Source organism: Chelativorans xinjiangensis, from assembly GCF_009812055.1.
In the GTDB taxonomy this organism is placed as follows: Bacteria; Pseudomonadota; Alphaproteobacteria; order Rhizobiales; family Rhizobiaceae; genus Chelativorans; species Chelativorans xinjiangense.
In genome coordinates this window covers 97,793-110,615 of record NZ_WQNH01000006.1, presented here as the reverse complement: position 1 = coordinate 110,615, position 12,823 = coordinate 97,793, and the positions used below count along the sequence as shown (strand labels likewise).

The following is a 12,823-nucleotide window of genomic DNA, read 5'->3' as shown; positions in this document are numbered from 1 at the left end:
GTCAGCCCCCCACGTTCAGCCGCTTCGACAGGATCGAAGACAGCTTGCTGATGCCAGTGCTGCTGAGCGAATCCTCGTGCCATCCATTGAGATCGAAAGCCGGCGTATCGTCGCGGATGAAACCGCGCCATCCGAACAGGAGCTTTTTCGCGCGCTTGTGGTTTGCCTGGCTGCGGAACAAAAGGACATCTTCGCCTGTGATCGGCCGCGGGCGGTAGCTGCGGGAAGCCTCGACCAGCAGGTCCGTGACGAGCTCGTTCTGCCGCTCCTCCTTGCTCGGCGCCCCTTTCGCACCAAGGAGCTTCAGCGTGACGTTGAATTCCTTCAGGTAGTCGATCAGCCGTATCCTGCCGCCGATGAGCTTGCCGGTGAAATAGAGGAGCCGCTTGGCGCGCTTTTCCATGGTCCAGCGGAGCTGTCTCAAGCGGGGGAGCGAGCGGAAATAGCCGGGCGCCCAGCTATCGATGACGGCCACGAACTGAGTGCGGTGGCCGAGGCGGCGGAGCTGCCTTGCCAACTCGATCGCCAGGATGCCGTTCACGCACAGCCCGACCACGGCGACCGGGCCGGAATCGGGACGAAGGTCCATTGCGGCGATCGCATCGGCCACGATCTGCTCCATCGGCAACCCGCGAAGCGCGTCGTCGATCTCGGCGCCGAACATGTGGAGGTTCACCACCGCCGTCCCCTCGGCAAGCTCGTTGGCCATGCGGTAGTAGAGGAACGGGTGATTCAGCGTGTAGAGGGTACACGCGCCGTTGCCTTCTCTGTAGAGCGACGTCTCCCAATAGGCCGATCGCCGCATGGTAGCCGGTTCGGGGCTTGCGGGCACCGGCGCGTCCTCGCCAAAGGCTTCGCGGGAGAAAGCGGTGAGGGTGGGCGCCCTGAAGAGGAGGGCGAGATCCGGTGCGACGCCGAACGTCTCCCTCATTGCCGACAACATGCGCAGGGCAAGCAGCGAGTGACCGCCGAGGGCGAAGAAATCGTCGGAGCCCTCCACCTTGTCCACGCCGAGCACATCCGCCCATATTTCCGCAAGCTGGCGCTCCTTGCCAGTTGCGGGACGTCCGCCTGCCGGCGTCGGCGCGGCCACGGGACGCTCCTTCGCCTGCAAAGGGGAGGGGGCTTGCAGCGCTTGCCGGTCTACGCCGCCCGCGGCCGTGCGCGGAAGCGCGAGCAGAACGCTGATGCCATCCGGCATGTCCCTCGCCTCGATGCGCGTAGACAGATACTCCATCAGGCGTTCGGGAAGCGCTTCGACGGGATGGGCAAGTGTCGGAGAAGGCACGACGAACCCGTAGGGGCGGCCGGTTGCCGATGTGCCGGCACCGATTGCAACGGCCTCGGCAACGTAAGGATGCTCCGCCAGGACTTTCTCGAGGTGCGTGGGGCTGCCCGAAGCCGGCTCGTCGGGAGCCCGCCGACGGATAGCCACACCCGGCAAGCCGAGTGTGGCGGCCGGATCCGCCAGGGCGTGCTCGTAGGTATCCTGCCAGAGACGCAGCAACTCTTGCGCAGTGCCCGCGTCGAAGAGGTCGGTATTGTACTCGACCGACATGCGCCAACCGTTCGGTCGGCCGATCATGATGAAGTTCAGGTCGTAGATCACGCCGGGCGACTGGGAGGGAGCGCTGATAAGTTCGAACGCGCCGTAGCGCGCATTCTCCAGGAACGCCTTTTGCTGGTTGAAATTGATTGAGACCAGCGGATTGCGCGACGGGTCCCGCACCGGGTTTAGGAGTTCGACCAGATTGTTGAACGGCATCTTCTGGTGATTGAGGGCGGCGGCGACCGTCTCGCTGGCGCGGCGGATATGCTCGGCAAAGGACAGGTCGTCCGCTGCATCGAAGCGCAGCACGAGGTTGTTGATGAAGACGCCGATGAGGTTTTCAAGGTCCACCTCGTCGCGCCCGGCGATCTGCGTTCCGAACAGGATTTGCCGTTCGCCGGTGAGCCGGGCCAATGCGGCACTGATGACGGCGGCGCCGTAGCTGAAGAGAGAAACCTGATGGGCGCGGGCGGCCTTGTCGATGCGCTCGCCGAATTCGAGCGGCATCGCCGCCGACAGGATCTCGCCGCGGCTGGTCTTTGTGTGCCCGCGTGGGCGGTCGGGAGGGACTTCGAAATAGGGAGCGTCCGCCAGTTGCCGGCGCCAGTACGTCTTCTCGGCTTCGAAGCCGTAGCTGCGGCGGTACTCGTCCTGCCACAGGGCAAAGTCGCCATATTGCAAGGGTAAGTCCGGTAGACTGGGGCTCCGGTCGGCGTCGATCGCCGAGGCGATCTCCCCCACCTCGCGGCCGAGCACGCGGATCGACCAGCCATCGAAGCAGGTCTGGTGAGCGGTGATGAGGATGAAGCCGCGATCATTCTCCACCATCAGGAAGGTGACGCGGAAAAGCCCGGGCTCCCGCAGGTCGAACGGCGCACTCGCCGTCTCGCGGCTGATAGACTGGATGCGCTCGTCGCGCTGGTCGGCCGGCACGTTCCTGAGGTCGATCACCGACATCTTGAAATCGACCTTGTCGACCACCTGCTGGACCGGCTGACCGGAGACGTCCATAAACCGGGTACGCAGGATTTCGTGCCGGTCGACGATTTGCCGGAAGGCAGCCTCTATGCTGGCGATCTTGAAGGTGCCGCGGATTTCCCAGCGCACGGCGACGTTGAGCGCCGGGTTGCCGGGGCTGAGTTGGTCGAGAAACCAGCAGCGCAGCTGCGTCTGCGTGCAAGGGAACTCGGCGACGACGGCATGACGCCCATCGGAGAACGTCGCGGCAGGGTCCATTTTGTTCATGAGGGCCTCTCCATTCCGCGCCGTGCGCCGTTCCGGAATTCTCGCAGCGAGGGAATGTGCGGCGCCGTCCCGTTGATCGGCGCTTCGTCCTGCTCCTCGGCGTAGCTCGCCAGCTCCGAAATGGTCGGGTGGCGCAGGAGATGCTTGGCTTCGAGCGGCAGGCCGGCATCCAACATGCGTGCGGCGATACGGAAGATGCTCAAGGAATCCGCGCCCAGCGCGTAGAGGTTTTCGTCAACGCCGATCTCGCCGATCTCCAGCACTTCCTTCCAGATGTGCGACAGTCTCTCTTCCATCGGCGTGCGCGGTTTGGCGCGGATAGGGGCGGCCTCGCGCTGCGGAACGCCCAGCTTCTCAAGCGCCTTTCGGTCGAGTTTGCCATTCGCCGTGCGTGGAAGCTCGGTGGTAGCCACCCAGAAGCTCGGCACCATGTGCCCTGGCAGCTGGGCTTTGGCATGGGAGGCAAGCTCTTCCGCCGACGGCTCCGGTCCATCCGCCGGCACGAAGTGGCAGACGAGCTGGCGGTCGCCGTTCTTGTTCTGGGCCGCGACGACGGCACATTGACGGATGCCGTCCTTTCCGCCGATCACCGCTTCGATGTCGCCGAGCTCGATGCGGAAGCCGCGCAGCTTGATCTGGTTGTCGCGGCGGCCGAGCAGTTGCAGCGTTCCGTCCGGAAGGCGCCTGCCGACGTCGCCGGTCTTATAGAGCCGGCGGGGCAACTTGCCGCCAATCCTGACCGGCCGGAAAGCGGCCTCTGTCAGGTCCAGGCGGTTGAAGTAGCCGTTCGCCAATCCGTCGCCGCCGATACAGAGCTCGCCAACGACGCCTACCGGGGCGATGCGGTCGTTGCCGTCGAGGATGTAGAGCTGGGTGTTGGCGATGGGATGGCCGATGTGGATCGGATTGTCGTCGTCCTCGACACGGGCGAGCGATGACCAGATGGTCGTCTCGGTCGGGCCGTACATGTTCCACAATTCGCCACCGATCTTCAGCAGCGCGCGGGCCAGTTCCTTCGGCAGCGGCTCGCCGCCGCACAACATCTTGAGCTTCGGCTGGTCTGAAAGGCCCGCCTCGACAAGCATCTGCCACAGCGTCGGGGTCGCCTGCAGGACCGTTGCGCCGCACGTCTTGAGGAGTTCGACGAGCGCGAAGCCGTCCTGCACCTGCGCACGGTCGGCGATGACCACCTTGCCCCCGACGATCAGCGGCAGGTAGAGCTCGAGGCCTGCGATATCGAAGGAGATGGTGGTTACCGCAAGCAGCGTGTCTTGCGGCGTAAAACCGGGCTCCCTGGCCATGGAGGTCAGGAAGTTGACCAGGGAGCGGTGCGACACCTCGACGCCCTTGGGCGTACCCGTGGAGCCCGAGGTGAAGATGATGTAGGCGGCCGAGCCGGCGTCTGCCACCTGCAAGTCCAGCGGAGCCGCGTCCTGCGCCTCGATCTTCGTGCGCTCGGTATCCATGCGGATCACGCACGTGTTCTTGGTGGCGAGCTTTGCAATCGCCTCGCTGCCGCAGACGAGAGCCGAGATATCCGCGGCCTCCATCGTCTGCCGCAGACGCGCTTCGGGATGGTCGGGGTCGAGCGGCACATAGGCGTGGCCCGCCTTCATGATCGCCAGAAGGGCGACGAGCATGTCTATGGACCGGTCGAGCGCCAGGGCGACGCGCTGGCCAGGTATGAAGAGCCTGCCCTGAATATGCCGGGCGAGCTGGTTGCTCCTGGCTTCGAGCGCGCCGTAGGTGATGGACGCGCCGTCGTGCTCGGCGGCGATTGCATCGGGGTGTTCGCCGGCCTTGCGGGCGAACAGCTCGAAGACGAAGCGGTCGTGCTCATACTCGGCGGCAGTCTGGTTGATCTCGTTGACGAGCCAGTTCTCCTGATCGTCGGAAAGCAGAGGAAGGTCCACGACCTTGCGGCCCATATCCTCAGCGATGGCCGAGACGAGGGTGTTGAAGTGCTCCAGCCAGCGCTCGATGGTCGCCCGATCGAAAACGTCGCCGTTGTAGTCGACGTCGATGCGGATGCCGTCCTCGCTTTCGATCATGTTGAGGAACATGTCGAAGTTGGAGAAGGCTTTCGGGTTCGGCGCGATCTGCGCCGATAGACCTTCAAATCCTGCGTTCCTGGCCGTGCGCTCCAGGTTGAACTGGATTTCCGTGAGCGGCAGGCGGCTCGGGTCGCGCTTCAGGCCGAGTTTGCGGACCATTGTCCCGTAGGTGTAGTCCTGATGTTCGAAGGCTTGCAGGACGCCTTGCTGCGTCGCGCGCAGATGCTTCTCGAACGAAACGCCGGCATCGACCGCCTGGCGCAGCGGCAGGAGGTTGACGCAATGGCCGACCAGGGTCTGGTCGCCCAGCAGGCTTTGACCCGCCGACGGTACGGCGATGACGATGTCCGTGCTGCCGGAAAGGCGCGCGATCATGACCTGGAGCGCGGCGAGCAGCGTCGAGAACATGGTGGCGCCGTTCTTCGCGCCGGCCTTCTTGAGGCGCTTATAGGCCTCCTTTTCTATATGCGCGGTGCAGGTGCCGCCCGCGAATGTCCGGCGCTCCGGGCGTGGCCGGTCGGTCGGCAGCTCGGCCAATTCCGGGATCGTTTCGAACTGTTTTAGCCAAAAATCCTCCGTCGCCGGGTTCGTCTCCACCTTGGCGAGATTGCCCGCATAGGCGGCGAAGGAGAGCGCAGGCGGAAGGTTGGGCTCGCGGTTCGACGCGAACGCGGAATAGGCCGCGGCCAGTTCCTCGACGATGACGTTGGTCGACCAGCCGTCGCAGACGATGTGGTGTGCGGTGAAGACGAGCACGTGCCGGTCGGCGGCAAGGCGCACGAGCTGCGTGCGGGCAAGGGGCCCGGCCACAAGGTCGAAGGGCGTGTAGGCCTCCTCTGCGACGACCTCTTCAAGCGCGGCCTCGGGATCCGGATCCTCGGCGCAATCTTTGAATTTCATGCCGATCCGGAAATCAGGGATGATCTCCAACCGGTCGCCCGCGCGCGAGAAACGGATGTGAAGGGCATCGTGGCGTTCGGCAACCAAGTCGAGCGCGCGGCGGAAAGCCTCTTTGTTCAGAATGCCTTCAAGGGTGAGGTTGAAGGATTCATTGAAGGAGCAGGAGGCTTCGTCGCCCGCCTGGGCGGCGAGCCAGATTTCCTTCTGCGCTTCGGTGAGCTCGGCCGATGTCACGGTCTCTCCAGCCGTCGGCATGGAGGCCGCGGTCAGTGTTTTCCCCTCGGAAGGCGCCAGGATGCCGGCAGCCTGGAGAGCATCGAGGCTATTGCGGAAGACGTCGGATATGCGCTGGAAATCCTCCTCCGTATGGACGGTCGTGAGGAAGCAGGGATAGCCGTCCTGCACATGGATGCCCTGCATGCGTGTGTGCGGGTAGAACAGCGCGCCGAGAGGATCGAGGCTGCCGAAGTCCGTCACGAACCAGCTTGCATAGCCGTTGACCGTGCCGGCGATACCGCGGCGGGCAAGGTCCGCGTTCAGCTCTTCCACGAGCAGTTGCGTGCGGTCGGCGACCCGGCCGTAAAGCGCCTGGCCTTCGCCCTTGATGTGCTGCAGAACCGCCTTGGCCGCCGCCAGCGTGACCGGGTGGCGCACGAAGGTGCCGGCGAAGAAGGTGGGCGCCACCATGGGAACGGAATCGTCCCCATAGGCCCAGTGGCCGCCGTCGAGGGCATCCATGAAGCGGCTGTCGCCGGCAAGGACGCCGATGGGCATGCCGCCGCCCAGCACCTTGCCGTAGGTCGCCATGTCGCCTCGGATGCCCCAGACGGCCTGCATGCCGCCCGGATGGACGCGGAAGCCGGTGACGACCTCGTCGAAGACCAGAGCGAATTCGCCTTCGGTGGCGATCCGGCGCAGTTCCCGGACGAACTCGACCGGGCGCAGCTCCGGGTGGCGGCTTTGCACGGGCTCGATGATGACGGCCGCGATGTCTTCGGCGTTGGCGCGGATCCAGTCGAGGCTTTCGGGCGCGCCGTAGGTGAGCACCGTCATGTTGGAAAGCGAGGTCGGCGGGATGCCGGCGGCGATCGGCAGTGCTGTGGGCGCGCCCGAGCGGCTGCGGCCCTTCACCAGAACTTCGTCGAACTGGCCGTGGTAATCATTACCGAAGACGACCACCTTTTCCCGGCCCGTGACGGTTCTGGCGACCCGCATGGCAGCCATCACGGCCTCCGAGCCGGTGTTGCAGAAGGTCACGCGCTCGTGACCGGTCATCTCTCCGATGAGTTCGGCCACCTCTCCGGCAAGCGGCGTCTGCGGGCCGATGGCGAAGCCGCTGTTCACCTGGTCGATCATCGCCTTGACGACAAAGTCGGGCGCATGGCCGAAGGCCGTCTGGCCCATGCCGTTGACGAGGTCGATATATTCGTTGCCGTCGATGTCCCAGATGCGCGAGCCCTTGGAGCGGTCGGAAACGACAGGGAAGACGATCTCCTTCCACTCCGCGCGGAAGCCGGAGGCTGCGCGCGGGTCCGCCAGGCGGCGGCGGTTGGCATCGGTGAAGGCCTTGGACTTGGCGTTTTTCGCGGCGTAGCGTTCCGCCAGCTCGGCGATGAACTCACGCTTTTGGGGCGTCAGTTCGCCCTCGCTGATGCGCATGCCGGGCCTATAGAGGCGCGGGCGCCCGGAGCCGGTCTCCGCTTCGGCGGGTTTGGCCTCTTCGGTTGCGGGAGGCTTGGCGAAGATGGTCGACTGCGGGCTCGTCTGCTGTGGCGTCGGGGACGGCGACGGTACGGTAGCGCCCAACGCCTGGGCCGCCTGCAATTGCTGGGCGAAAAGCTGCTGCATCATCTGAAGCTGCGACTGGAACAGCCCGTCCAAACCGCCCACCGCCGATGTGGAGGGCGTTGTCGTCGGCACCATCGGCGCCTGGATTGCAGGAACAGGGGCCTGCGCCGCCGGGGCGGTGGCCGGCTGCAGCGCGTCGGGCGGGAGCTCGGCGTCGAGATGCCGTGCGAGGGCGCTGACGGTCGGGATGCTGCTCAGAAGCTCGCGGAAGGAGAGCTTCACCTTGTACTGCTTCTCGATCTTTTGCGCGAACTGGCCGATGAAGAGGGAATCGAATCCGAGTTCCAGGAACGTCGCGCCGATAGCGTCGGCGGCCAGCTCCTCGCCCGACATCTCAGCCAGAAGGGCAAGCAGTGCCGTTTCCAGCCTCTCGATCCTGTTTTCGGAGGGAACTTGCGTGACAGCGTTCATGGTATCGTTTCCGTATTCGGGTGCCGGTTGCGGCGCGTTGGCCTGCGGTGCGGTGGCCTCTGCCGTGATGGAGACTTGCCGGTGTGGCCGCGGAGCCTCTATCCAGTGTTTCTGGCGCTGGAAGGCGTAGGTCGGCAGGGGAAGGCGCCGCTGGGCGGACGTCGGCAGTTGCGGCCAGTCGAGGTCGCAGCCGGAAATCCACAGCCGCGCATGTGCCTCGGCGAAGGTGGCGGGGGCGGCGGACGCCCGGTCATGCTCGGGCAGTGACTGGACGACCGCCGCCAGATCGCCGCGATTGATGGTCTGCGCGGCGAAGACGGACAGCGTTCGGCCGGGGCCGACCTCCAGCAGGACCGGCCTTCTGTCGCGGCAGGCAGTGGCAAGGCCGTCGGCGAAGCGGACGGCGTCACGGCAGTGTTGCGCCCAGTAGTCGGGCGAGGTGCCAAGAGCATCGGTCTGCCAGTCGCCGGTGGTGCAGGAAACGTAGGGAATTGTAGCCGTGCCGTAGGCGAGCCTGCCCGTCTCCTTGCGCAGGGCTGCCGCCGCCTTGTCCATCATGGCCGAATGGAAGGCGTGCGAGGTGTGCAGGCGGCTGAAGGCGATGTCGGCCTCCTGCAGCCGCGCGCAGGCGGCATCCACGGCCTCGAACGTGCCTGAGATGACGCAGAGCCTGGGCGCGTTGACCGCGGCGATCTCCACGCCCTCGTCGAGGTGGGCACGCACCGTGTCGGCCTCGGCGCGGACGGAGACCATCGCGCCTTGCGGCTGTTTCTGCATCAGCCGGCCTCGATTGGCCACCAGAAGCAGTCCGTCGTCGAAGGACATGACGTTGGCGAGTGTGGCGGCGACGAACTCGCCGACGCTGTGGCCGATCATCGCGGCAGGCACGAGCCCGCGGCTCATCCACAGGCGCGCCGTCGCGTATTCGATGAGATAGAGCGCCGGCTGGGCGATCTTCGTATCGCGCAGGGCAGCCGACATCTCGTCGGTGGGATCGCCCGCGTGGCAGATGAATTTGCGCAGGTCGATGCCGGTCCGCGCTTCCAGAAGGCCGGCGCCGTGATCGATCCAGCGGGCGAATTCGGGCTCGCTGTCATAGAGGGCGCCGCCCATGCCGACATATTGGGCGCCCTGGCCGGGGAACATGAAGATGACTGGCGGAGGGGTTTCCTCCGCTGTGCCGGCGAGCGGACGTTCGTTCTCCAGGCCGGCGGCGGCTTCTTCCACGTTTGCAGCGATTACCGCCGTGCGATGGGCAAAATGGTGCCGGCCGTTTTGAAGCGTGTAGGCGGCGGCGGGAAGCGAGATGCCTGGATTGCGGCGGAGCGCCTCGGCCAGGTTGCGGCGCATGGCTGCGAGCGATTCTTCACTTCGCGCCGACAAAGGTATGATGTAATTTGCTTTTCCGCCTTCTTCTCCAGGTGAAGGAGCGGGCGGCGCCTCTTCCAGGACAAGGTGCACATTCGTGCCGCCTACGCCGAAGGAACTGACGCCCGCCCGCCGCCGCGGGCCATCTGCCGGCCACTCACAGAGCGCCCGCGGAATGTAGAAAGGGCTGTCGTCGAGATCGATGCGCGGATTGGGCGTGGAGAAATTCGCCATGGGCGGGATCTTGGCGCTGCGCAGCACCAAAGCTGCCTTGATGAGCCCCGCCACGCCGGCGGCCGCGTCCAGATGGCCGAAATTGCCCTTTACCGAGCCGAGAGCGCAGGTCGATCTGGTGGAGACGTCGCCGAACGCCTTCCTCAGGCCGGCGAACTCGATCGGGTCGCCCAGCGGCGTGGCGGTGCCGTGGCACTCGACATAGCCGATGGTGGAAGGGGCGATGCCGGCGCTGGCATATGCCGTGGCGATGGCTTCGGCCTGGCCCGCCACGCTCGGCGCGGTGTAGCCGACCTTGTCGGATCCGTCGTTGTTGACGCCGTAGCCGAGGATGACCGCGTGGATGTGGTCACCGTCGCGCATCGCGTCGTCGAGGCGCTTCAGGAGCACCACGCCGGCGCCGCTGCCGAAGACGGTGCCGGCCGCATCGGCATCGAAGGGACGGCAGAAGCCATCCGGGGAGGCCATGCCGCCTTCCTGATAGATGTAGCCGCGCTTCTGCGGGAAGGTGATCGACACACCGCCGGCCAGCGCCATGTCGCAGCCATAGGTCAGGAGGTTCTGGCAGGCCTGCGCGACCGCCAGGAGTGACGTCGAGCAGGCAGACTGGATGGTGAAGGCGGGGCCGCGCAGATTGAGCTTGTAAGCGACGCGTGTGGCGAGCGTGTCGTTGATCGAGCCGATCAGCTCGGAGAACATGCCGATCTGGTAGTTCGAGGTGAAGGCCTCGGCTTTTTCGCGGTCAGACAGCACATTGTTGATGAGATAGGTGGCAAGCGCGGAACCGGCGAAGACACCCACCTGTCCAGGACAGGCATAGGGGTCGTAGCCAGCGCCTTCGATGGCCTCCCAGCAGATCTCCGTGAAGACGCGAAACTGCGGGTCGAGGAGGGCGGCCTCGCGCGGATACATGCCGAAAAACTCGGCGTCGAACAGCTCCACATCGTCGAGATGGGGTCTCGCCGGCACGTAGTCCTTGGCAGTGCGAACGTCGTCGCCGAAGGCGTCCTCGATCTCTTCGGGCGGGAAATGCGCGAATGCATGTCTGCCCTGCGCGATGAGCTCCCAAAGTGCATCGATGGAGGGCGCGCCGGGGAAGCGGCCGGACATGCCGATGATCGCCACGCTGCCTATGCCTTCGCCGGCGAGGGCTTCCGCTTGAGGTGATGTTTCGTTCATGAGGCGCTCCGGCGGAACTGGGACATCGTTCTTTTTCTCAAGTCCGCCCGCGCTTGGACGGAGGTGGCGGGCGCCGCATCTGGCCCGCCATTGTCGAGATGGCGTGCCAGGCTGCGGATGTTGGGATGCTGGAAGACCGCCACGACGTCGATCGAACGTCCGAGGGCTCCCTCCAGCGCGGCGTGTACGCGGATGAGCTGCATGGAGGTGCCACCGAGATCGAAGAAGTTCTGGTCCATGCCGACGCCCGTCCTGCCGAGCACCTGCTCCCAGAGCTTCGTCAGCAGCGCTTCGGTTTCGCCGGCCGACGGCGGCGGTGCGGTTGACACGGCCGATTCGGGCGGGGGAGGCGGGAGCTGGGAGCGGTCGATCTTGCCGGCTTGATTCATGGGGAACCGGTCGAGCACCACGGCGCGGCTCGGGATCATGTGCGAAGGCAGCACCGTCTTTAATGTCGAGAGGATTGCCGCCGCGAAATCGGCTTCGCTCACAGTCATCGGGGGGTGAGGCCGCAGATAGGCGACAATCCGCTTGGTGCCGGCGCTGTTCTCATGGCAGACGGCCACGGCATCGGCAAGGCGTGCATCCCGGCGCAGCGCAGCCTCGATCTCGTCGAGCTCTATACGCTTCCCGTCGATTTTGATCTGCCGGTCCAGGCGTCCCCTAAAGTGCAGGATCCCTTCGCTGTCCACCATGGCGAGATCGCCGGTGAGGTAGCAGCGCATGGAGGTTCCTTCGGCGGTATGGATGGTGACGAAGCGCTCGCGCGTGAGGTCGGGCCGGTTGAGATAGCCGATCGCCAGGCCGTCGCCCGACACCGCTAGCTGTCCCTCCGAACCCGGCGGCAGCTCACGGAGATCGCCGTCGAGGATGTGGACGCGGCTGTGGGCGATGCTGCGTCCGATCGGAATCTCATCGCCTTCGAAATCCGGCGATATGGTGTAGGCCGACGCCATGACGGTCACTTCCGTGGGGCCGTAGGCATTGGTGAGGATGCAGTCGGGGTTGTTTCGCAGGAACCGCTTGGCGTGACCCGCCGAGGCGACCTCGCCGCCGAACAGCACATGCCTCAAAGAGGCAAGCCGGCTACCGCGATGATCGACCAGCAAGTGGAAAAGGCCCGTCGTCAGCAGCATGACGGTGACACGATTGTCGTCGATGGCCTGGGCGATGCGCGGCAGCGACAGCGTGCGGTCGCCTATTCCCAGCAGTGTGCAGCCGTTGAGCAGCGCGCCCCAGATCTCGAAGGTCGCCGCGTCGAAGGAGATCGTTGCAGTGTGCAGGACGACGTCGTCGGGCTCGAAACGAATGTAGTTCTGGTCACGCACGAGGCGGGCAATGCCGCGGTGGGGAATGACGACACCTTTCGGCCGGCCGGTCGAGCCGGAGGTGTACATGACATAGGCAGCGTCGCCGCCTGAGACATCGGGCAGGTCTTGAGGCGGGCCTTCTCCTGCGCTTTCCAGAAGGCGGTCGAGGTCGAACACGGCGCTGGCGGTCGCAATCGCGCGGATCGCCCCGGCGCTCTCCGTGTCGACCAGGATAAGCTTGGGATCGCAATCGCCGATCATGTAGTCGAGGTGCTCGGCGGGATAGGACGGGTCGAAGGGAGCGTAGGCCGCACCGGCTTTCAGGATCGCCAGCTTGGCGGTTATCGTGTTGAGCCCACGTGGCAAAAAGAGGCCGACGACGTCGCCCTTCGCCACGCCCAGCCGCATCAGCTCGCCGGCGAGCGCGGAGGACCGACGGTCGAGCTCGGCGTAGGTGTGGCGGGTGCTGCCGAACTGGACGGCTATTGCGTACGGCCGCAGCGATGCCTGCTCGCTCACGAGATCATGAATGCTGCGCCGGCGCTCGTAGCTGTTTCGCACCTGAAAAGCGGGGCGCGCCGCCGTTACGCGTCCATTAAAGAATTCCGCCCGCCCTTCATTGCTGTTCATTCCAGCACCCCACCTCCAAGATAATCTGCGCCGACCGCGGAGATTGCCTCTGAGAAACCTTGCCGTTTCAGATAGAACGCAAGAAAATCAATGGT

At 65.3% G+C, this 12,823-nt stretch carries 3 protein-coding genes; all 3 read right to left on the bottom strand.

What is annotated here, in order from left to right:
- Position 1: 1 nt before the first annotated feature.
- From GM910_RS06590 to GM910_RS06580, 3 genes are read right to left on the bottom strand one after another with little or no spacing between them, the layout of a single operon-like run.
- Entirely contained in the window at positions 2-2,794 is a 2,793-nt protein-coding gene (locus GM910_RS06590; RefSeq protein ID WP_159586715.1) for a condensation domain-containing protein, read from the bottom strand.
- Positions 2,791-10,788, bottom strand: a complete 7,998-nt coding sequence (locus GM910_RS06585) for a non-ribosomal peptide synthetase/type I polyketide synthase (protein WP_159586714.1) — start codon at positions 10,786-10,788, stop codon at positions 2,791-2,793. The genes GM910_RS06590 and GM910_RS06585 overlap by 4 nt, the downstream gene beginning before the upstream one ends.
- Positions 10,785-12,728, bottom strand: a complete 1,944-nt coding sequence (locus GM910_RS06580; protein WP_159586713.1) for a non-ribosomal peptide synthetase — start codon at positions 12,726-12,728, stop codon at positions 10,785-10,787. The genes GM910_RS06585 and GM910_RS06580 overlap by 4 nt, the downstream gene beginning before the upstream one ends.
- Between the last annotated feature and the right edge of the window lie 95 nt (positions 12,729-12,823).